16 protein-coding genes are annotated in these 21,357 nt (G+C 63.5%); 1 reads left to right on the forward strand and 15 read right to left on the reverse strand.

The genetic code is table 11. From position 1 onward, the window contains the following. Window positions 1-56 precede the first annotated feature (56 nt). The 5 genes from ACO6VD_RS09235 to peaA all read right to left on the reverse strand — a co-directional run bounded on the left by ACO6VD_RS09235 (window position 57) and on the right by peaA (window position 6,350). Window positions 57-1,730 carry an AMP-binding protein gene (locus ACO6VD_RS09235; protein ID WP_422418484.1) on the reverse strand — a complete coding sequence of 558 codons (1,674 nt, stop codon included), beginning with the start codon at window positions 1,728-1,730 and terminating at the stop codon, window positions 57-59. A 66-nt stretch (window positions 1,731-1,796) separates the two neighbouring features. Continuing rightward, window positions 1,797-2,921 (reverse strand): quinohemoprotein amine dehydrogenase subunit beta, encoded by a 1,125-nt coding sequence (gene peaD, locus ACO6VD_RS09240; RefSeq protein ID WP_422418485.1) that lies wholly within the window; start codon window positions 2,919-2,921, stop codon window positions 1,797-1,799. A 31-nt stretch (window positions 2,922-2,952) separates the two neighbouring features. Then, window positions 2,953-3,276 (reverse strand): quinohemoprotein amine dehydrogenase subunit gamma, encoded by a 324-nt coding sequence (gene qhpC, locus ACO6VD_RS09245; protein ID WP_422418486.1) that lies wholly within the window; start codon window positions 3,274-3,276, stop codon window positions 2,953-2,955. 1 nt (window position 3,277) lies between these two features. Next, window positions 3,278-4,708, reverse strand: coding sequence for a quinohemoprotein amine dehydrogenase maturation protein (gene peaB, locus ACO6VD_RS09250; protein WP_422418487.1), 1,431 nt, complete (start codon window positions 4,706-4,708; stop codon window positions 3,278-3,280). Between the two features lie 73 nt (window positions 4,709-4,781). Next, window positions 4,782-6,350 (reverse strand): quinohemoprotein amine dehydrogenase subunit alpha, encoded by a 1,569-nt coding sequence (gene peaA / locus ACO6VD_RS09255; protein WP_422418488.1) that lies wholly within the window; start codon window positions 6,348-6,350, stop codon window positions 4,782-4,784. Between the two features lie 325 nt (window positions 6,351-6,675). Here peaA and ACO6VD_RS09260 point away from each other — a divergent pair, with 325 nt between their 5' ends. After that, on the forward strand, window positions 6,676-8,169 hold the full coding sequence (locus ACO6VD_RS09260) for an aldehyde dehydrogenase family protein (RefSeq protein WP_422418489.1): 1,494 nt from the start codon (window positions 6,676-6,678) through the stop codon (window positions 8,167-8,169). 95 nt (window positions 8,170-8,264) lie between these two features. Here the strand turns inward: ACO6VD_RS09260 and qhpG are convergent, their stop codons facing one another. The 10 genes from qhpG to ACO6VD_RS09310 form a co-directional block, all read right to left on the reverse strand. Beyond that, window positions 8,265-9,557: a flavin-dependent monooxygenase QhpG gene (gene qhpG, locus ACO6VD_RS09265; protein WP_422418491.1), complete on the reverse strand. Its 1,293-nt coding sequence runs from the start codon at window positions 9,555-9,557 to the stop codon at window positions 8,265-8,267. Beyond that, window positions 9,550-10,230: a subtilisin-like serine protease QhpE gene (gene qhpE, locus ACO6VD_RS09270; protein WP_422418493.1), complete on the reverse strand. Its 681-nt coding sequence runs from the start codon at window positions 10,228-10,230 to the stop codon at window positions 9,550-9,552. Before qhpE ends, qhpG begins: the two co-directional genes overlap by 8 nt. Further along, a complete protein-coding gene (locus tag ACO6VD_RS09275) occupies window positions 10,220-11,953 on the reverse strand; it encodes an ABC transporter ATP-binding protein (RefSeq protein ID WP_422418495.1) in 1,734 nt (577 codons plus the stop codon). The genes qhpE and ACO6VD_RS09275 overlap by 11 nt, the downstream gene beginning before the upstream one ends. A gap of 10 nt (window positions 11,954-11,963) precedes the next feature. Further along, window positions 11,964-13,871: a sigma-54-dependent Fis family transcriptional regulator gene (locus ACO6VD_RS09280; RefSeq protein WP_422418497.1), complete on the reverse strand. Its 1,908-nt coding sequence runs from the start codon at window positions 13,869-13,871 to the stop codon at window positions 11,964-11,966. Window positions 13,872-14,061: 190 nt separating this feature from the next. Then, window positions 14,062-16,749, reverse strand: a complete 2,688-nt coding sequence (locus tag ACO6VD_RS09285; protein ID WP_422418499.1) for a LuxR C-terminal-related transcriptional regulator — start codon at window positions 16,747-16,749, stop codon at window positions 14,062-14,064. Window positions 16,750-16,761: 12 nt separating this feature from the next. Then, the gene (locus ACO6VD_RS09290) at window positions 16,762-18,366 is read right to left on the reverse strand and encodes a long-chain-fatty-acid--CoA ligase (protein WP_422418501.1); all 1,605 of its coding nucleotides are present in this window, start codon (window positions 18,364-18,366) and stop codon (window positions 16,762-16,764) included. A gap of 53 nt (window positions 18,367-18,419) precedes the next feature. Further along, entirely contained in the window at window positions 18,420-19,571 is a 1,152-nt protein-coding gene (locus tag ACO6VD_RS09295) for an acyl-CoA dehydrogenase family protein (RefSeq protein WP_422418503.1), read from the reverse strand. An 18-nt stretch (window positions 19,572-19,589) separates the two neighbouring features. Further along, window positions 19,590-20,420 carry an SDR family NAD(P)-dependent oxidoreductase gene (locus ACO6VD_RS09300; protein ID WP_422418505.1) on the reverse strand — a complete coding sequence of 277 codons (831 nt, stop codon included), beginning with the start codon at window positions 20,418-20,420 and terminating at the stop codon, window positions 19,590-19,592. A gap of 46 nt (window positions 20,421-20,466) precedes the next feature. Further along, window positions 20,467-20,901: a MaoC family dehydratase gene (locus ACO6VD_RS09305; protein ID WP_422418507.1), complete on the reverse strand. Its 435-nt coding sequence runs from the start codon at window positions 20,899-20,901 to the stop codon at window positions 20,467-20,469. Window positions 20,902-20,910: 9 nt separating this feature from the next. Beyond that, entirely contained in the window at window positions 20,911-21,351 is a 441-nt protein-coding gene (locus ACO6VD_RS09310; RefSeq protein ID WP_422418509.1) for a MaoC family dehydratase N-terminal domain-containing protein, read from the reverse strand. Between the last annotated feature and the right edge of the window lie 6 nt (window positions 21,352-21,357).

A 21,357-nucleotide genomic window follows, 5' to 3' on the forward strand; every position in this document is an offset into this window, starting at 1 on the left:
TACGCAGTCCATCGCGGCGGTCCGGCGCCCCGGTGAATCCGCTCCTACAGGAGTAATCAGCGCAGCTGCAACTCCTCGATGCTGATCTCGCGCATGCGAAACTTCTGCACTTTGCCCGTGACCGTCATCGGGAACTGCTCGACGAAGCGGAAGTAGCGCGGCACTTTGAAATGCGCGATGCGGGCCCGGGCCCAGTCCCGCAGTGCATCCTCACCGGGATCCTCACCCGGATGCAGCCTGATCCAGGCAACAATCTCCTCGCCGTAGCGCGCGCAGGGAATGCCGATCACCTGGACATCGGCCACCGCCGGATGGGTCGAGAAGAACTCTTCCAGCTCTCGCGGATAAATGTTCTCGCCACCACGAATGATCATGTCCTTGCTACGCCCGACAATGCGCACATAGCCCTGCTCATCCATGCTCGCCAGATCGCCGGTGTGCATCCAGCCTTCTTCGTCGATGCTTTCTGCGCTGGCCACCGGATTGTTCCAGTAACCCAGCATGACGCTATAGCCACGGGTACACAGCTCACCGACCTCGCCCCGTGGCACGCACTGCCCGGCGCTGTCGATGATCTTGCTCTGCAGGTGCGGCTGCGTCCGGCCGACCGTGGTAACCCGCAGTTCAAGGTTATCGTCCGGACCGGTCTGCAATGACACCGGGCTGGTCTCGGTCATGCCGTAGGCGATCTGTACCTCGCCCATGTGCATTTCATCAATGACCCGGCGCATCACTTCGATTGGACAGTTGGCCCCGGCCATGATGCCGGTGCGCAGGCTCGACAGGTCGAAGCTGTCGCGCTGCGGATGGTCCAGCTCGGCAATGAACATGGTCGGCACCCCATACAGCGCCGTAGCCCGTTCCTCGGCCACCGCACGCAGGGTGGTCAGCGGATCGAAGGCATCGCCGGGGTAAATCAAGGTCGAGCCATGGGTCAGGCAACCAAGGTTGGCCATGACCATGCCGAAGCAATGGTAGAGCGGCACCGGCACCACCAGGCGGTCATGCTGGGTCAGGCCGAGGCTCTCACCGACCAGGTAGCCGTTATTGAGGATGTTGTAGTGGCTGAGCGTGGCACCTTTGGGAAAGCCGGTAGTGCCTGAGGTGTACTGGATATTGATCGGCTGATCGCAGCGCAAGCTGACCTGTCGCGCCGCCAGCGCCACTGCGCTGACCTCCCCGGCCCGCGCCTGCAGCGCCTGCCAGGAAAGAAACCCCGCAGGCGGGTTGTCCGCCAGGCTGACCACTCCGCGCAATTCGGGAAGATGCTCACTGGCCAGTGCTCCAGGCGTGCTTGCGGCCAGTTCGGGTACCAGCTCCAGGAGCATGGCGTGGTAGTCGCTGGTTTTGAAGGCATCGGCACAGACAATCCAGCGACAACCCGACTGGCTCAATGCGTAAGCCAGCTCGCTACTGCGGTAGGCCGGGTTGATGTTGACGAGGATGGCCCCGATTTTTGCACTGGCGAACTGGGTGATGCACCACTGCGCACAGTTGGGCGCCCAGATGCCCAGGCGCTCGCCAGGTTCAAGCCCCAGCGCCATCAGGGCGCGGGCTTGACGCTCGACCGCCTCGGCCAGGGTCTGCCAGCTGTAGCGCAGCCCCTGGTGCCGGACCACCAGCGCCTCGCGCTGGGCAAAGCGTGACACGGTGAGATCAAAGGCGTCGCCTATACACATGTCCAGCAACGGGGTGTCCTGCCGCCCTCGGGTTTGGCTCAACGCGTTCATTGGCGCCCTCTTGTTCTTGTTGTACCGGGTTCAACGCCGCGCTGCGTGGCAGCGCGGCGGCCTTGCCTACCTGACGAACACCTGTGTAGTGGTGATCGACATGTCACCGCCTGGCAGCTTGATGTTCTTGACCTTCTCCAGGCTCTGCGGATCGAACACCGCGATGTCGTTGAAGGTGCCAGCCAGGTAGAGCTTGCTGCCTTTCTTATTGAAGGCCACACAGTAGTAAGTGTGGTCCAGCGTAGCGGCCTTGATCAGCTTGCGCTCCTTGATGTCATAGCGCGCCAGGCGGTTGAGCACCCCATACATCTGGTTCGGGTCCTGGGGCGAACGCAGGCCGGTGAAGTACAGTTCGGTCAGCGTGGCGAACTCCTGGTAACTGCTTTTGCCGGTCTTCAGGTCGATGCTCAGGTAGCCGTACATCGGCTCGGCGGTTGCCGGGTCCTGCTTGTCGTCCTTGAAGCGCGACACGGTGTAAAGCATGGTGAAGTCGTGCTGGGCGGTCTGATGCGGCCAGAAGTACAACACGTCCGGGGCGCTGAAGCCCGGGCGTTGCCAGTTGCGCAGCGGCAAGGCGACCTCGTATTTGCCGGTGTTGACATCCATCTTGTAGATATCCGGGCCGGCGACAAACAGGCTGCCGTCATCCGCGGCACGCATCAGGAACACCTGGCGCGGCATGGGAAAGCTGCGCACCGGTTTCGCTGCCAGGCCGTCAGCCGTGCGGAACACCTCCAGGCGTGGCGGTTTGACCACATAGTGATCGTTCAGGCGCTGGGTCGGATTGACCGTGGCGTAGACTTCCTTGCCGTCCGGACTGATGGCGAAGGAAAACATCGACCGTCCCAGCTCGCCCGGCGTATTCGACAGGTTGGCGTGGAACACCGTGTTGCAGGTGTCCAGATCAATGCCGTAGAGGTCACCGAAGTGGTTGTTGAGCAAGTACGCGGTGCGGTTGTCCGGCGCCATCATCGCCGTACCGGGGCCGAAGGCATCCGGCAGCTTGCAGCTTTTATAAAGCTCGTCGCTGCTCAGGTCGACCACGTGCAGGTTGTTCGGGTAGTTGGTCGCGATCATGTATTCGTGACCGGCCTTCAGCACCGGCCCGTTGCTGTCGGCGGCCCAGGTAGCAAGGCTGCTGGCACAGGCGGCGACGGTGAACGCCAGCTTGGCGAAAACTCCAGGTTTCATGCGGTTTCCCCTTGTTGTTCTTGTTGGCCGGTCACTTGTCTTTCGGGAACACAGTGCCGAGGTTGCGCCAATCGTCTTGGGAGTTGGTGGCCTGGGCGTTCCAGTCCTGGTAGGTGCTCATCATGTCCGGCACCTGGGCCGGCCACCAGCATGGATCCGAGCAACCGTAGAGGTCGGCCTCCATGGGCTGGCACAGCGAACTGACGCCGCCGAAGGCATCCACTTCCCAGCCCGGGTCGGTGGTGGCGGTGCAACCGGCGACTGCACTCATGGCCACGACTTCCTCGACACGGTCCTCGGCGACCGCCTGATCAAGAATTTGCGCTTTGTTGTTCAGCGGCTTGAGATGTTTCATATCAATGCGCCTTCCGCGGAGTGATGTAGCGGCTGATGAAGGCCGGATTGGCGGCCATGATGCGGGTGTAGACCTCGATGCCGAAGTCGATCCAGTCGCGCATCAACTCACAATAGTGATAGGTCGGGTGCGTGGGGTCGCCGTAGCGCGCATAGCTTTCGTGGTAGCAGCCGCCGGAGCACAGGTTGCGGATACGGCAGCTGTCGCAGCCGGTGCCGCTGCGGTCCAGGCGCTGAGACAGGAAGTCGTTGAGCTCCACCTGTTTCACCCCGCTGTGGACGTTGCCGAAGGTCGGCAGGCTGGAGCCGGTGAAGCGATGGCACAGGTTCAGCTCGCCCTTGTGATCGACCGCCAACATCTTCAGGCCAGCGCCACATGGCAGGGCTTTCTTGTGCCCTTCATGAATGTCGGTGATCAACTGGTGGAGGTTGGAGAAGCCGATATTGCGGTGTTCCAGCGCCGCTTCCAGGTAACGCCGGCCGAGGGCTTTCATGTTGGCGAACACCTGCACCAGTTCTTCGCTGGTGAGGTTGAAGCTGCTGATGTCACCGGAGGTCACCGGGGCGAAACCGACTTCGGCAAATCCCAGTTCGTTGAACAGGTGATCCCAGATGGTTTCGACATCGGTGACACCGGTGGTCAAGGTCACCCGGGCGCCCACCGGACGGCTGTTGTAGCGCGACAGCAGCATCTCGGCCTTGCGCCGCACCACATCGTAGGTGCCCTGGCCGCCGACGGTGATGCGGTTGCGGTCATGCACGGTTTTCGGCCCGTCGATACTCACTGAAAGGCCAAAGCGGTGGGCGTTGAGGTAGTCCACGGTCTCTTCGGTGAGCAGCGTGGCATTGGTGGTCATGACAAACTCGACAAGCTTGCCAGCCTCGGCAAAACGCTTCTCACAATAGTCGACCATGTACTCGATCAGCTTGCGGTTGCTCAGCGGTTCGCCACCAAAGAACACCACGGTGAAACGCTCTTCGTCGGGAGACTCCTTGAGCAGCATCTCCACCGAAGCGATGGCCGTTTCCACGTCCATTTTCTTGCCGGCCGAGGGCTTGTCCAGGTCTTCCTTGTAGCAATAGGTGCAGCTCAGGTTGCAGCCGGTGTTGACGTTCAACACCACGGTATTGATTGCCGTGCGCTCGACCCGCTTCAGGCCGATTTCCGGGGTCAGCGGCGAACCGTCACTGACCACCTCCAGGGCAATCAGCTCACGCAGGGTCTCGGCAATGTCCTGACTGGTGAAACGCGAGTGCAAGCGCTGCTGCAACTCCTCCGGCGAACAGCCTTGCTCACGCAAGGTGTCGATGATCCCGCCGGTCACGGCGTCGGTAGCGAACAACGAACTGCTGGGTACATGGAACAACATACGGTCGGCATCCACCTGCACTTCATGCAGGTTGCGTTCGACCAGATTCAATAGCGCGCCCATGGCGACCTCCCGAGGTACAGTGTGATCAACGTTGGCATCGGGGCGGCGCAGCGCCCCTTCGGTCCACGGCCGATCACGGCAGCGGCGGGTTGTTCCAGCGCTGCACGGTGACGATCAGGTGGCCTTCGCCTTTCTGGCCGCCGTCTTCGAGCTGGGCGATGACTTTCAGATTGCCCGCGTTGTTGGTCATCATCCGCCGTTCGGGGTTGGGGCCGGCACCACCGGGCATGAAGATGCCGTTCTCGAGCATCTGCCCGGCGAACTTGACGTCTTCGTCTTCTTTGGCTTTTTCGTTGTACGGCTCGACCGACCACTGCGCCGGCAGATAACCGATGCGCAGCGGCTCGCCCTTGGCATCTTTGCCCCAGGCCTCTGCCTCGAAGCGGCCCTGCACTTTCGCCGTACTGCCGCCGTTCTCACCGATGCGGGCGATGGAGAACGCCGGCACCACTTTGACTTCCTCGACCTTGTCGTAGACCGCCAGGCTCGGCCCTTTCAAACCGCCCTGGCTGACCTCGCGCAGGCCAGGCGCCGCATCGGCGGCGGCACGCACCTTGACCCGCACCTGGTTGGCCGTTGACTCCAGCACCTCGGTCACTTCGATACCGGCACCAAGGTCAGGATTGCCGGACAAGCCGCTACCGACCAGGGTCAACTCAGCCTCGCTACCGGCCTTGATAAAGGCCGGCTGCACGGCCAGCAGACGGGCTTTGCCTTCTTTGACGGCGGTAAAGTCCAGGCCGCGCTCGTCATGCTCGGCCTCGAACATGCGCCCTTTCATCTCGCCATCGACCGCGGCAAACACCTGACGCATTGCGATATCGCCAATCTTGACGTTACCGCGCCATTCGAAGCCGTTGTAGAGAATCGCCGAACCGCTGCCCTGGAACGGCGTACCGTCGGCATAACGGCCGTTGACATCGACCTTGAAGGTGCCATTGCCCTGCGCACTGGCGAGGGTCATCTCACCGCGCACGTCGCCCTTGGTCAGCATATGGCCGCTGAAGGCCCAGCGCCCCACCAGCACCTCGGGCTTGGGCCGCGTTTTCTGCCAGTCGGTCCAGGCCGGGTTGTCGAGCGGGAAGCGCTTGGCCAGCTCGGGCACCATTTCGTTCAAGGCGATGGTCAGCCAGTCGCGGTCCCGTGACAGCGACTGGTATTCGAGTGACGGCCATTGGCCGAGGTGGAAGTTGACCAGGTGTTCCCATTCCTTGGCCGGACGCCGCTGCAGAGCGACGCGTGCGCCGGAGTGGCAGCGACCGCAGGTCTGGCTGAGCTTTTCGTCAAACTGCTCGACCGTGTTCAGGCGACGCTCCATGGCGTAACGCACACCCTCGGTTTCACTGGGTGCCAGGCCTTGCTTGTCGGCCAGGTACTTGACCAGGGTGCGGCGGTCGTCATCGCTGATCTGCAGGCCATGCATGACCTGCATGCGACCGATGCTCATCAGCCAGCCCTCAGGGGTCTTGCGCTGGTGGCTGATACGGCTGTAGCTGTCGTTACCTTCGGCAATGTGACAGCCCATGCACTTTGTCTGCAGCAGGTCGGCGCCGGGCTCTTTGGCCTGGACCTGGGTGCATAGCAAGGCGGCGGCGAACAGCGCCAGGCTGCTGGTGTGTCGCCGGAGTCGAGTCGTTCTCAAGGTCAGACCTCCACGGTGTTGTTCTTATCGTTATTGCACGCTGGGTGCCGTAGGTGCTTCTGCGAATGACCAATACAGGAACTGTGCCAATCCAGGCAAAGCGTTTATTTTCAATGTGTTAAACATCTTCAAGGACGAATCGCAGTGGGTCGAACTGTTGCAGGGGTGTCTCATACTGTCTCAAAGTGCTACACCGTAATTCGTCTACCGTTTTCTTTCGGTGGGTAAAAAGACAAGCAATATCAATACGTTGATGGCGGACCTCGTGTTTGGCATGGTGGTTGCGAAAGCGCCCTGCACATCCAATGACAAGAGGCGCCGCCCCATGCTGTCGACCCTGCCGATCCTCCCCCGCACCCAGGCTTTTCTCGACCGTAAACTGAAAATGCGCATCGGCGCTGACTGGCAGGACGCGCAAAGTGGCAAGACCATGAGCTTTCGCAACCCGGCCACTGGCGAGGTGCTGGGCGAGGTGCCGTGCGCCGACAGTGAAGACGTTGAGCGTGCCGTCCAGGCTGCGCGTGCGGCCTTCGATGATTCGGCCTGGAGCCGCATGCGACCCCGTGAACGGCAAAACCTGCTGTGGCGTCTGGCCGAGCTGATGGAACGCGACGCGCAGGAACTGGCCGAACTGGAGTGCTTGAACAACGGCAAGAGCGCGGCGGTGGCCAAGGTCATGGACGTGCAACTGGCCATCGATTTCCTGCGTTACATGGCCGGTTGGGCCACCAAGATTGAAGGCACCACGGTTGAACCTTCGCTGCCGTTGATGCCCAACGACCAGTTCCACGCTTTCATCCGTCGCGAAGCCATCGGCGTGGTCGGCGCCATCGTCGCCTGGAACTTCCCGCTGCTGCTGGCTTGCTGGAAGCTCGGGCCAGCGCTGGCCACCGGTTGCACCCTGGTGCTCAAGCCTGCCGACGAAACCCCGCTGACCGCCTTGAAGCTGGCCGAACTGGTGCAGGAAGCCGGCTATCCGGATGGCGTCTTCAACGTCATCACCGGTACCGGCCTGAATGCCGGTGCCGCCCTCACCCGCCACCCCGGCGTAGACAAGCTGACCTTCACCGGCTCCACTGAAGTCGGCAAGCAGATCGGCAAGGCAGCCATGGAGAACATGACCCGCGTCACCCTGGAGCTGGGTGGCAAGTCGCCGACCATCGTCATGCCCGACGCCAACCTGCAGGAGGCTGCTGCCGGCGCCGCCACCGCGATCTTCTTTAACCAGGGCCAGGTGTGCTGCGCCGGTTCGCGCCTGTATGTCCACCGCAAGCACTTCGACAATGTCGTGGCCGACATCGCCTCGATTGCCAACGGCATGACCCTCGGCAACGGCCTGGACCCGAACGTGCAGATGGGCCCACTGATCTCCGCCAAGCAACAGGACCGGGTGACCGGCTACATCAACCTTGGCCGCGAACTGGGGGCGACCATCGCTTGTGGTGGTGAAGGTTTCGGTCCGGGTTACTTCGTCAAACCGACGGTGATCGTCGACGTTGATCAACGCCATCGTCTGGTTCAGGAAGAAATCTTCGGCCCGGTGCTGGTTGCCATGTCTTTTGATGACCTGGATGAAGTGGTGCGGTTGGCGAACGACAACCCTTACGGCCTGGGCGCCAGCATCTGGTCCAACGATCTGGCGGCGGTGCACCGGATGATTCCGCGGATCAAGTCTGGGTCAGTCTGGGTCAACTGTCACAGTGCGCTGGATCCGGCGCTGCCATTTGGTGGCTACAAACTGTCGGGCGTCGGCCGGGAAATGGGCGCTGCTGCCATCGAGCATTACACCGAACTCAAGTCGGTGCTGATCAAGCTCTGAAGGTGGGAGCGGACTTGCCCCGCGATGCGGTTTGGCTGACACACTGCAATCGCGGGGCAAGCCCGCTCCCACAGAAGCCCGCGCCCACCGGGTATTCAGCCATACCCCTGCTCGGCCAACCAGCGCCGCACCATGCTTTGCTGCTGCGCCGAGCTATCGTTTAACACCTGCGCAACCTCAAGCCCGCCCTGAACCCCACGCACCACCGGCGCCAGCTCGATCCCCTGCAAGTGCCAAACGCCCAACGGCTGATCCGCTGTCACCACCACTTCAGCCTCATCCACCAGCCCATCGCGCAGCACCGGTCGCGACTCGACGCGCACCGCCTGCCAATCGGCCGCAACATGTATCGGCTGCGCATCCGGCCATTGCCGCCTGCGCGCCCAGAACACCCCATCTGCCCGCGCCTGTTCCTGGGCATAAAAATCGCGGCCGATCCGCGCGAAGCGTAAAAACAGCTGTTCGATCCGTTGCTGATGGAAGCGCCGCGCCAGCGCCGCCCGCTGCGGGCAACGCAGGAGGGTGTTGATCACGGCCGGCGCCTGCAACGCCGAGGACAGCGACTGGAAAATCCCGTTCCCCGACAGCGGATCAACCGCCATGGCGGCATCGCCCACCCGCAGCCAATCATCACCAACACACTCACCCGCAAGGATGGCGGTGCTGCTACGTGCATGTACGGTTGCCGGCGCCAGGGCCTGCGCATCAAACAACTCGGCCACCAGCGGCGAGCGACGCCGGCGTTCGGCACAGTATTCGGCCAGCGCCGACTTGCCCGGCAGGCCTTCGGCATTCAGGGTGATTTGCCAGTAGCAACGACCATCGGCGAGCCGGGCCATCCACGCCCAGCCATCGGCCAGGCTCTCCACCGCCGAAGCCGGCTCGCCCGGTGCGCCCTGCCAGAGGTTGAGCAAACTGACCGTCTCCGGGCCGCGCAGGCGGTCGACCGTCAGCGGCGCCTGGCGGCCACGGGCCTCGACGAGAAACTCGGCCTCAAGGGTTTGCCCGTCGTCCAGGCGCACCTGATAACCGTCCTGGCCCAGCACCTCGCGTACCCGACCTTCGATCACCGTCACCCCGGCCTGTTGCAGGTCATGGCGCAGGGCCCGGTCGAAGGCTTGGCGGTCGAGCAGGTACTCCTGATTCAGGTGCAGGTGCTGACCATTCCAGCGCACTTGCCGGGTTGCTGGCGTAGCAGCCTGGTTCAGGGCACCACCGAGACCGGCATGACGCAGGCCCTCGAGTACCCGCTGCGAAACCCCTTCGACGGCCGCGAAGCGTCGCCACTCGGAGACCACCGTGACGGCATAGCCCAGGCGCCGCAGGCCAATGGCCGTGGCCGCGCCGGCAGGCCCGGCGCCGAGAATCAGGATGCGTGATTCAGGCATGCTCGCCTCCACGGCGCTCAGGGCCGATAAAGGCGGCGTTATCGCGCAGGTACGCCAGCACTTGCTCGCGTGTCGCTTGCCGGTGCTCGCGCAGATAAGCGCAAATCTGCCCGCTCAAGGCCGCGCAGGCCAGGCTCGCACCAGCGGACCCGGCGCCCTCGCCGACCGCCGCGCCAATGTCGGCCTGCGCAGTGTCCAGCCACGACCACTGTCCCGGCCGGCAACGGGCATCGCCGGTGATGCGCAGCACGCCCGGATAGCTGGCCGGATATACCGGCCCGCCACGCGCCGGGCTGGACGCACACAGCAGCACACCAGCCTCAACCGCCACGGCGCAGGCCTGGCGCAACACGGCCCGATCCTGGGACAGACCCAGGCTCAGATTGACCAAACTCACCCCTTGCTCCACCAGCCACAGCAACGCCGCACTGACTTGCAACACCGAGGTCGCGCCGCGGCTGTCGAACACCTGGGCCATGTTTATCGACAAGCCATCGGCCTGCGCCAGCAGCCGTTCAAGCACGGCACTGCCATGGCCCAGGGCATCGACCTGCAGCTCGCCTTCACCCAGTGTTCCCTGCTCCAGCCAGAAGCGTCGGCCGCCCACCAGATACTGGGCCTGCTGCGCCGAACAGCCACTGTCGATCACCCCCACGCAGAGTTCATCGGCCATTGCGCAGCGACTCCTGCCAGACAGCCTGCAAGCAACCGTCTTCAAGGTGCAGGTGCAATTCGGCGTCGGCCAGGGTGCTGGTGCGATGACTGATCAGAATCCGCGTGCGCCCGGCGAACAGCTGGTCGATGGCGGCGATCACTTCGCGCTCGGTGGCCTCGTCAACCGCCGAGGTCGCTTCGTCGAGCACCAGCACCCGCGGGTCCTGGAGCAAGGCGCGGGCGATGGCGATGCGCTGTTTCTGGCCGCCGGACAACTGCTGGCCGCGTTCGCCCAACTGACCGTCCAGACCGAGCGGCAGGGCTTCGACCAGCGATTCCAGGCGCGTCAGGCGCACCACCCGCTCAAGGTCCTCACGGCTGGCCTCGGGCACACTGTAGGCAAGGTTCTGCGCCAGGGTGCCGCGAAACAGCACGATGTCCTGGCTGACCACCGCAATGCACTTGCGCAGGGCCAGCAGATCGAGGTCGCGCAAATCGGTGCCATCGAGCAGGATGCGCCCCTGGTCAGGGTCATAGAAACGCTGCAGCAGGTCGATCAGGGTCGACTTGCCAACCCCCGACGCACCGCTGATCGCCACCTTCACCCCTGCCGGAATGCAGATATCAACACCGCCGAGAACCATCCCGAGCCGCTGCTCGTGGGCGAAATGCACCGCTTCCAGGCGCAGCTCGCCCGGCCCTTGCGGCACCGGCGCAGGTGTTGCGGCCTGACGCACGCTAACCGGTTCTTGCTGCAGCTCCATCACCCGGCCAAGGCTGACCGCCATGCGCTGCACCGCCACATACAGGCCCAGCAGGCTCTGCACCGGCCCGACCGCCATGCCCAGATAGGTCGAAAAGGCGATCAGCGCACCCAATTGCCAGGTGCCCTGGATCACCCAGTAACCGCCAACCAGGAAGGCACAGGCGCGGCATAGCGACGTCAATGTGCCCGGCACCGCCTGGGTGAAGAACTCGGTGACCTGCACCCGCAGCAACTGCCCCATGTAGCCCTGGCCCAGGCGCTCCAGACGTTCGGACTCGCGGCGCTGCTGGCCGGCAGCCTGGATGAACTTCATCGCCGGCAAGGTCTCGACCAGAAACGACGACACATCGGCAGAGCGCTCGCGCAGGCTGCGCACCTCGCGCTCGACCTTGCGCCGCATCCAGCGCAACCACAGCACTTCGATAGGAATAAGCAGCGCCAGCAACAAGGACAGTTGCCAGGACAACATCAGCATCAGGGTTACCGCGCCGATCAGGCCGATCACACTGGACACCGCGGCAAACAGCGAGTCCACGGCAAAGCGCTGGATCTCGGCGACATCGCCATCGAGCCGCGAGAGGATGTCACCGATACGCTTGCGCCCGTAAAACGCCGGTGACAGCTGCTGCAAGTGGCGATACAGGTCATCGCGCAGGGCAAACAGAATGCGCCCGGACAGGCGCGTGTGCAGGTAGCGGTTAACCCCCGCCAGCAGCATGCCGACGATACCCACGGCAATCATGATCAGCGCGATCTGCCAGAGCACCTGGAAGTCCTTGGCCAGCAGGCCCTGGTCGATCAGGGTCTTGACCAGCCAGGGTTGCACCAGCACCAGCAGCGAAGCCGCAAGGGACAGGCCCAGCAACACCGCCACCGCGCGCCAGTGCGGGCGCACGAAACCATACAGCCAGGCCAGCGCACGGCGCATCAGCTCCGGGTCGGAGCTGTTGACCAGCCTGAGAAAAATACCGCCCATCACCTGCCCCTTAGCCGCGCAATTGCTTGAGTTTTCGGTACAGGGTGGCGCGACTGATGCCCAAGGCATCGGCCGCAGCCGAGACATTACCCTGATGGCGCGCCAGGGCGCCACGGATCAACTCCACCTCGTTCTCACGGATACTGCCGGTTTGCGGCGCACTGGCGCTGAGCTCATCGAGCAGGCAGTCGGTCAGGTGTTCCTGGCTCAACACCTGCTCACCCGGCTCGCGCATGGCCAGTGCCGAACGCAAGACCATTTCCAGCTGGCGGATGTTGCCCGGCCAGTCGAAATTGCCCAGCAACTCGCGCAGGCCCTTGTCCAGGCTGACGCCTTCGGCACCGAACTTGCCCAGCAGGCTGTCGATCACCTCGCCCAGGTCGTCGCGGTCACGCAAGGCCGGCAACTGCAGGCTCACGCCGTTGATGCGGTAGTAGAGGTCTTCGCGAAAATGCTGGTCGAGCACCAGCCGTTTCAGGTCGCGGTGCGTGGCGCAGATCACCGCGACGTCGATGTCCTGCTCTTCACCACCGCCCAGCGGTGCCACCCGGCGTTCCTGCAATACCCGCAGCAGGCGCGCTTGCAGGGCCAGCGGCATGTCGCCGATTTCGTCGAGAAACAAGGTGCCGCCGTGGGCCTGGGACAGCCGCCCGACCATGCCGCCACGGCGGGAACCGGTGAAGGCGCCTTCGCGATAGCCGAACAGCTCGGATTCGATCAGCCCTTCCGGAATAGCGGCGCAGTTGACCGCGACAAAGGGCTTGTCGGCACGCGGGCTGGCCTGGTGCAGCGCGCGCGCCACCACTTCTTTGCCGGTGCCGGTCTCGCCGAGCAACAGCACCGGCAAGTCATTGTTCAACCCCCGGCAGGCCATGCGCAGCGCCCGGGCAAAGCGCGCATCGCTACCGGCCAGGCTTTCCAGCGGCGCCGGTTTAGGCGCTGCAGGGGCCTTGCCCAGCGGCTGCGCCGGGCCCATGCCGGCACGCCGTGGCAGGTGCACGGCGCGGAAGAAGAACTCACCTTTGGCGGTCTGCACACTACTGACCCGGTCCATCCACAGGCGCGTGAGGAACGCCGAGGTGCGCTCGCCCATCAGGTCGCTGCAGCGTCGCCCGATCAGAGCCGGGCGCGCCAGCTGGAGCAACTCGCAGGCGCGCTCGTTGGCCGCCAGCACTTCGCCATCCAGGCTCAGCGCCAGCAGACCATGCCAGGCGCTGCCCAGGAATTGCGGACGGCTGTGAAACGCCAGCACCAGCTGCTCCGGATAGCACAAACCGAACATCCGGCTCTCGATAATGCTGGCCGCCAGAATCAGCGTAGAAAGGTTGTCCTGCGGCTGGGCCATGACCCCTTCGCGGGTCAGGTCGAGGACGCCGATGACATGCCCGAGCGGGTCACGCAGCGGCACCGAGGTGCAGGAAAACGGACTCAAGCGGTCCAGGTAGTGCTCGCCGCAGTTGATCAGGGTCGGTCGCCCCTCGACCACGGCGGTGCCAATGGCGTTGGTGCCGCGGCTCGACTCACTCCAGCAACTGCCGGGGTGCAAGTCGCGCAGGCCGGGCTGGTTGAGTTCCTCGGCCTGACCGCCGATGGCGAGGATATTGGCCTGGGCGTCGCCGAGGATGATCATGCCGCTGTTGCCCTGGCGTTTCACCAGGTACTCCATTTCGGGTGTCGCGGCGTCTATCAGCAGGCGGTTGCCGTCCAGCAGTTCCTGCAGGCGCTGGCGTGTACCCAGCTCTACCTGTTCGCTGTCCAGGCAGTTCAGGCCATAGCCGAGGCTGCGCCGCCACGAGGCGTCGATTTCTTCACGCAGCATGCCCTGCGGCAACGCGCCGTCGCTGATCAGCCGCTGGCGAACCAACCGTGAGGTGTGCAAGGGATCGGTAGCATTTGTTATTGGTATATGTCGCGCCATCTCTGACTCCAGCCTGATGCGATTGCTCCATCACGGCTGACTGTACTCGCATCCATACACCTCCATCAAATAACACAAGGCAGTCACAACCCGGTGGGAGCGGGCCTTGCCCCGCGATCTGCCGCAAAGCGGCAGTAAAACCAAGCGACACCGTGTAACAGAGATACCGCACACTCAGGATTTGCGGCCGCTACGCGCCCGATCGCGGGGCAAGGCCCGCTCCCACCTCACGCTGTCTGCGCATGGCCAGGATGGCGTCGTAGCGGCTGGACACGCCGAGTTTGGAAAAGATGTTCTTCAAGTTCCACTTCACCGTCTGCAGGCTCAGGTTCAGCGCCAGGGCGATGCGTTTGTTGGACATCGATTGTTCCAGCAACTCGAGGATTTCCTGCTCGCGTCGGGTGATCTGCTGGCTTGGCGCACGGGGCACCGCGGTCGGCGCGACAGCAGGCGTCAGCGCTGGGGTCTTGAGCAGGCTGCTGCGGTAGCCCGCCAGCACTGCTGCGTCTTCCAGCACCAGCTCAGCGAGCATGGTCTGGAACAGCTCGCCCTCATCGAGCAAGGTACGCGCCAGGCCCAGGCGATAGCCGCTGGCCAGCGCCGCCTTGAGCCTTTCCTGCGCTTCCGTGTCACGGGTCAGGGCGCGCAAGGCGAAGGCCCGCAACAGCTCGACCTGGACGCGCCAGCGCCCACGGTCGTACTCGCCGGCATAGCGGTGGGCGATGTCCAGCACTTGCAGCGCCGCTTCCGGCTGGCGCCGTGCCAGCGAGAGTCGGGCCCGGGATAGCGCCGCCAGCGCCATCACTTCAGCATCACACGGCGTTGCACCCCGGTGGCTACGGGCCAACTCATCGAGTTTTGCCTGCAGCGTTTCGGCATGAAAGCAATCGTCACAGCGCAACGCCAGACGCAGTTGCTCGGCCAGCATGCTGGCGACACCGCGATCCAGCCCGAGGTTGCAAAAATGCTCCTGTTTCTCGGCCAGGTACTCCAACGCTACCCGCGGCGACGCCTCCAGGTTCATCAGCCGTGCATGGCAGAGCGCCGCGCCGATCATCGACATCGGTGCGGAAAAGCGCAGGATGTCCAGACGGTTGGCCAACGCTTCACGTGCCTGCTCCAGCCGATCCAGCTCGTAACAGGCTTCAGCCATCACCACCGCGGCACTGCAGGCACTGACCGAGCGCCGCCCATGGACAGTTTCGGCCTGTTCCAGCAACGGCGCACACAGGCGCTCAGCTTCAAGTACCTTGCCCTCCAGCAGGCTCGCCGAGGCCATGGTCACCTGGCCCATCAGCGCCATCTCGTCATCGCTGCGCAGGCAGCGGGCCTCAGGTTGGCGAAACAGACTGCGCGCCTGGGCATGCTCGCCGCGCAGCGCCAGGCAGTTGATGGTCAGGCCGATGCGCACCTGCTCTTCAAAAGGCGCAGCAAGCGCCCTGCCCTGCAGCGACTCCAGCAATGCCATGCAGCGCGTGTCGTCATCCTGGTGCATGGCCAGCGAGGCTTTGAGCAGCACCACCTGTGCCGCCCATTGCCCGGCCAGGGGCTCGCGTTCGAGTTCGGCGATCCAGGCCTGCGCCTTGCCGGTGAGTACGGTCAGCACCGCGCCCCAGATCCCCAGCAACCACAGGTTCGGGTGCGCGATCAGCACCGCCCGCGGCACTTGCTCCAGCCAGCGCATGAACTGGCTCAGGTGGCTGACCCGGCGCGTCGAAGGCTGCACGCGTTCGAGCATTTCGACGACCAAGGCGAAGTCCTCGCACAACAGGCCGTGGCGCAACGCTTCCTGCACCAGCCCGGCACGCTCGAACCACTGCGCCGCCCGCCGATGCAGGCAGCGCACATCGTTATCGCCGCTGTGCAGGCGCTGACCGAGAAACTCGACGAACAGCGGATGCAACCGGTACCACTGCTGCCCTGCCAGGTCCACCGGCTGGATAAACAGATTGCGCTCCTCGATCGAGGCAATCAGCGCGGCCGCCTCGGGCTGCTCGGTGACATGCGCGGCGACGTCGGCGTTGAAGCGCCGCAGTATCGACAGTTTCTGCAGGAACACGAACAATTCGCTGGGCAGATCGGCCATCACGTCCTCGGCCAGGTATTCCGCCAACGCCGTACTGCTACGGGCAAACGCGGTGCCCTGCACCGGCTTGCGCGGGTTGCTCTTGAGGGCGATGGCCAGCAGCTGCAAGCCAATGGGCCAGCCATCGGTGAGGGCATGAGCCGCGTGGACGGTGTCCAGGTCCATTTGCTCATCGAGCTGGCCCCTGAGAAACGCCAGCGACTCACGGAAATCGAAGGACAACTGCGCGCACTCCACCTCGCACACCTCGCCCAGCGCCCGCAACCGCCCCAGCTGCAAGGACGGCGCGACGCGAGAAGCCAGGACCAGGTGCACGCCGTCAGGCAAGTGCTCGGCAAGCAACTGCAGGAGGGTGAAGGTGCGTTCGTCATTGACCTGGTGAAGGTCATCGATCATCAGGTAGAGCCTGGCACCGCATCGCGCCAGGCCGTTGACCAGCAGCGCCGATACCGTCTGCACCGCCACGCATTCGGCACCGGCGAGCAGCAACAGGTCTTCGTCGACCGCCACCTCGGCATGACGCAACGCCCCCAGCAAGCTGGTACAGAAGGCTTCGAAGCGGCTGTCGTCTGCCGACAACGACAGCCACGCCACCTGCGCGCCACCCTTGATCAACAGCTGCCGCCACTGGGCAATCAGCGTGGTTTTGCCAAATCCGGCGCTGCCGGTCACCAGCAACAGGCGGCTGTTACGCCAGTGCTGCAGTTTTTCCAGCAACTGCTCCCGCGCCACTGCCTGGGTGCCGATACGCGGTGGCGCGAACTTGGTGGTGATCAACTGAACACTGGTCATAAGCGCTTCCGATCAGCCGACATTACGCGTGCGGTTTTCCCAGAAGGATTTACGCAACTCGTTCTTGAGGATCTTGCCAACCCCCGAGAGCGGCATGGCCAGGCGGAACTCGACGCTGCGCGGGCATTTGTAACCGGCAATGCGCTCACGGCAATGGGCAACGATCTGCTCGACATCGGCGTTGCCGTCGGGCTTGAGCACCACCACCGCATGCACGGTTTCACCCCATTTATCCGAAGGAATGCCGATCACCGCACACTGGGCAACTGCGGGGTGGCTGCTCAGCGCGTTCTCCACCTCGGCGGAATAGATGTTCTCGCCGCCGCTGACGATCATGTCTTTCAGGCGGTCGACAATGAAGACGAAGCCCTCCTCGTCCATGTAGGCGCCATCACCGGTGTGCATCCAGCCGTCTATAAGCACTTGCGCCGTGTCCTGCGGACGATTCCAGTAGCCAAGCATGACGTTGGGACCACTGACGATGATCTCGCCCACCGTGCCACGCGGCACTTCGCAGCCCTGGCTATCGACGATCTTCACCTCCACGCAGTTCACTGCACGGCCCGCCGAATACATCTTGCCGCTGGCTTGATGCTTGGCGCAGTGATATTCGGCATCGAGCATGGTGCCGCCGGTGGTCAGCTCGGTCATGCCGTAACCCTGAAAAAAGCCGGCAGCCGGGAACACCTCACAGGCGCGATCAAGCAGCGCCGGGGTAATCGGCGAAGCGCCGTAAACGATATGGCGAATGCTCGCGAGTTCGAGGTTGGCGGTGTGCGGATTGGCCTGGCGGGCGTCGAGCATCATCTGGATCATGGTCGGCGCCAGCATCAAATCGGTGACCTGCTCTTCAAGAATGGTCGCCAGCGCCGCTTCACCGGTGAACGCCGGCAGGATGACGTGGGTGCCGCCGCTGACCATCAGGCAGTACAACGCAGAAAAGTCGGCAAGGTGGAACATCGGCATGGCGTGCATGAACACCGCCTTCGGGCCGAAGAACCCTCGGCTCATCGCCGCCAGCCCGGCGAATGCCAGGTTGGCGTGGCTGATCATCACGCCCTTGGGGAAGCCGGTGGTGCCGCCGGTGTAGAAAATCCCCAGCAAGGCATTGCCGCCACGGCGCACGTCTTCTACCGGCGTGGCTTCGGCCAACAGCGCTTCGTAGTTGAGCATCCCGGGCGGGGTTTCGCCGTCGCCGGCATAGATGACATGGCGGATGGTTTGCGCCTGGCTGGCAATATGATCCGCGACATCCTTGAAGGCGTCGTCGACAATCAGCACGGTCGAGGCCGAGTCGTTCAGCGAGTAGACGATCTCGGCCACGCTCCAGCGGGTGTTGACCGGATTGAGCACACCGTCGGCCCACGGCACGCCCAGGCTGTATTCGATGTAGCGTTGCGAGTTGCGCGCCAGCATGGCAATACAGTCATCGCTGACCATGCCCAGGCCCTTGAGTGCACCAGCCAGGCGAGCGACCCGCCGGGCCAGCTGGGCAAACGTCAGGCTGCGGCCCGATTCACGCACAGCAACCGCGTCGGGGCGCTGCTGAAGATGGCGATGCAGGCCTTGAGTGATGTACATCGTGACCTCCTGTTTTATTGTTGTTGTCTGAGCCATCCCTGGCTGGCCGGGCGATTCTCTCGTGGATGAGCGTTGCCCGGCCCTCCCCGTTACAGAGAGCGTCCGACCAGCTCACGCTGGATTTCGTTGGCGCCGCCATAGATGCGCGCCACCCGGGCATCGGCGAACATCCGCGCAATCGGGTATTCGTTCATGTAGCCAAAACCACCGAAGAACTGCAGGCAATCATCGATCACTTCGCCCTGACGGTCGGTCAGCCAGAACTTGCCCATCGACGCCAGGGTGGTGTCGAGAGTGCCGTCCACCCAACGTTGCACGATCAGGTCGGCGAACAGCCGCGAAGCCAGGGTGGTGGCCTTGACTTCGGCCAGGGTGAAACGGGTGTTCTGGAAATCGAGGATCGACTTACCGAACGCCTTGCGTTCGCGGGTGTATTCCACCGTCAACGCCAGCGCACGCTCCAGGGAGGCCGCCGCCTGGATGGAAATCTCGGCACGTTCATAAGGCAACTGCTGCATCAGCTGGGCGAAACCCTGGCCTTCGACGCCGCCGAGCAGGCAGTCGGCCGGTACTTCGCAGTCCTGGAAGAACATTTCCGAGGTGTCCTGGCCGGGCAAACCGATCTTGTCCAGGCACTTGCCGCGCTGGAAACCCGGGGTCGCGGTATCGACGAGAAACAGCGAGATACCACGCGAGCCCTTGGCTTGCAGGTCAGTCTTGGCGATCACTACCACCATATCGCTGTTCTGACCGTTGCTGATGAAGGTCTTCGAGCCGCTGATCAGGTACTTGTCACCGTGCTTCACCGCACGGGTACGCACGCCTTGAAGGTCGGAGCCGGTGCCCGGCTCGGTCATGGCGATCGAGCAGATGCACTCACCCGAGGCAATCTTCGGCAACCACTGACGCTTCTGCGCTTCGGTACCGCCGGCGAGAATGTAGTGACCAACGATATGGTTGATGCTCAGGGCGATACTCATCGCGCCGGCGTAGGTCAGTTCTTCCATGGCCACCGCATAGTGGGCAGGCGTACCGTCGGCACCGCCGTACTCGGAGGGCATGTCCGGAAGGATCATGCCCATCTCGCCACAGGCCAGCCAGGCGCTGCGGTCGGAGCGGTGCTGTTCGCGCCATTTGTCTTCGTGCGGCAGCAGTTGCTCGCGGACGAAACGGCGGATGCTGTCACGGAAGGCGACCAGGTCGGCGTCTTCCCAAGGGGACACATAATTCGCTACACGCATGCTGTTCTCCTCACTCTGTCAGACGTTGCCGAAACCGCCGCCGCACACCAGCACCTGGCCGGAGACGAAGTTGGATTCAGGGATGCAGAACAGGTACACCGAGCCTGCGGCTTCGTCCGGGGTGCCCGGGCGGCCCAGCGGGCACATCTGGTTGCTGGCGGCGATGGCGGCAGGCTGGATGCCGACCTTGATCTCGCGGCCTTCGATGCTCACGGTCTTGCTCGCCTCACCGGCCAGGGCCTGGGTCATGCGAGTGTCGATATGACCGAAGGCCACGGCGTTGACGTTGACGTTGTAGCGCCCCCACTCCTTGGACAGCGACTTGGTCATGCCGAGGATGCCCGCCTTGGCAGACGAATAGTTGGCTTGACCGGCGTTGCCGCCGGCGGCGATGGAAGAAATATTGACCACCTTGCGATTGACCACACGGCCTTCGGCGGCTTCCTGTTTGGCCAGGGCGCTGATGATCGGCTGGGCGGCACGCAGGATGCGGAACGGCGCGGTCAGGTGGCAGTCGATGATCGCGTACCACTGCTCGTCGCTCATCTTCTGGATCACGTTGTCCCAGGTGTAACCGGCATTGTTGACGATGATATCGATGCCGCCAAAGCTGTCGACCGCGGTCTTGACGAAACGCTCGGCGAAGTCGACCGCAGTCACGCTGCCCACACAGGCAACGGCTTCACCACCGGCGGCGCGGATCTCGGCGACCACTTCTTCAGCAGGGCCGGCGTCCAGGTCATTGACCACCACACGGGCACCATCGCCCGCCAGTTTCAGGGCGACGCTGCGGCCGATACCACGACCGGAGCCGGTGACCAGGGCGACTTTGCCTTCGAGTTTTTTCATTGTTATGGCCTTCTAATAAAGTCTGTTTGTCTGCAGTGAGGGAGCGTCAGGCCAGGGCCACAACGGCCTCGCCCACTACCTTGGGTTCGTCGTACTGGTTGGCGCACTGGATCTGCAGGCGCACACGCTTTTCGCCGCCCGCCTCGAACTTCTCGGTGATGCGTCCGGTCAGGTGCGGGATGTGACCGATCTGGGTGATGCCGACAAAGCGCATCGACAAGGAGCGGATCTGCGTCTGCGCCACCCAGCTTGTAAGCAAACGGCCCAGGTAGGCGGCCGAGAGCATGCCGTGGGCAAACACGTCGGGGACGCGGGCCTTGCGGGCAAAGTCGATGTCGATGTGAATCTGGTTATGGTCACCGGACGCGCCGGCGTACAACGCCAACGTGGTGCGATCGACCGGGCGCAGCTTGAGCAACGGCAGTTCGGTGCCGACCTGCACGTCGCTGTACTGCGGGCCGTAGGTTGGTGAATGCGTCATGACGGTACCTCAGCGCTGCACAAGCGAAGAGCGGAGATCGGCGATATGCTCGCCGTTCTGGTTGGTGATACGGGTCTGCTGGACCACGAACTGCAGGGCACCGCCCTTCTTTTCGTAGACGTCGACGATGCGCGAATCAAAGGTCAGCACGTCGCCGGCAAAGGCCATGCGGTGGTAGCTGAACTCCTGCTCGGCATGCAGGATGCGCCCCAGGTCAAAGCCCATGATGTCTTCGACAATCGCTTGCGGATTGCGCCCTTCGCTTTCCAGGCACAGCAGGAACGTGGGGGGCACCGGCAAGGTGGGGAAGCCGGCGGCCTTGGCGGCTTCTTCGTCGGTGTACAGCGGGTCGGTCTCGCCAATCGCCTTGGCGAAAAAGCGCAGGCGGCCTTTTTCCACCTCGCTGGTGGTGACGCCGAGCGAACGGCCGATCAGACTTTTGTCTGCCATTTCGGT

The organism is Pseudomonas sp. GZD-222 (assembly GCF_049310525.1).
GTDB lineage: Bacteria > Pseudomonadota > Gammaproteobacteria > Pseudomonadales > Pseudomonadaceae > Aquipseudomonas.

Coding starts and splice junctions, on each gene's coding strand:
- ACO6VD_RS09235 (WP_422418484.1), bottom strand. CDS start 1,730: ATGAACGCGTTGAGCCAAACCCGAGGGCGGCAGGACACCCCGTTGCTG.
- peaD (WP_422418485.1), bottom strand. CDS start 2,921: ATGAAACCTGGAGTTTTCGCCAAGCTGGCGTTCACCGTCGCCGCCTGT.
- qhpC (WP_422418486.1), bottom strand. CDS start 3,276: ATGAAACATCTCAAGCCGCTGAACAACAAAGCGCAAATTCTTGATCAG.
- peaB (WP_422418487.1), bottom strand. CDS start 4,708: ATGGGCGCGCTATTGAATCTGGTCGAACGCAACCTGCATGAAGTGCAG.
- ACO6VD_RS09260 (WP_422418489.1), top strand. CDS start 6,676: ATGCTGTCGACCCTGCCGATCCTCCCCCGCACCCAGGCTTTTCTCGAC.
- qhpG (WP_422418491.1), bottom strand. CDS start 9,557: ATGCCTGAATCACGCATCCTGATTCTCGGCGCCGGGCCTGCCGGCGCG.
- qhpE (WP_422418493.1), bottom strand. CDS start 10,230: ATGGCCGATGAACTCTGCGTGGGGGTGATCGACAGTGGCTGTTCGGCG.
- ACO6VD_RS09275 (WP_422418495.1), bottom strand. CDS start 11,953: ATGGGCGGTATTTTTCTCAGGCTGGTCAACAGCTCCGACCCGGAGCTG.
- ACO6VD_RS09280 (WP_422418497.1), bottom strand. CDS start 13,871: ATGGCGCGACATATACCAATAACAAATGCTACCGATCCCTTGCACACC.
- ACO6VD_RS09285 (WP_422418499.1), bottom strand. CDS start 16,749: ATGACCAGTGTTCAGTTGATCACCACCAAGTTCGCGCCACCGCGTATC.
- ACO6VD_RS09290 (WP_422418501.1), bottom strand. CDS start 18,366: ATGGCTCAGACAACAACAATAAAACAGGAGGTCACGATGTACATCACT.
- ACO6VD_RS09295 (WP_422418503.1), bottom strand. CDS start 19,571: ATGCGTGTAGCGAATTATGTGTCCCCTTGGGAAGACGCCGACCTGGTC.
- ACO6VD_RS09300 (WP_422418505.1), bottom strand. CDS start 20,420: ATGAAAAAACTCGAAGGCAAAGTCGCCCTGGTCACCGGCTCCGGTCGT.
- ACO6VD_RS09305 (WP_422418507.1), bottom strand. CDS start 20,901: ATGACGCATTCACCAACCTACGGCCCGCAGTACAGCGACGTGCAGGTC.
- ACO6VD_RS09310 (WP_422418509.1), bottom strand. CDS start 21,351: ATGGCAGACAAAAGTCTGATCGGCCGTTCGCTCGGCGTCACCACCAGC.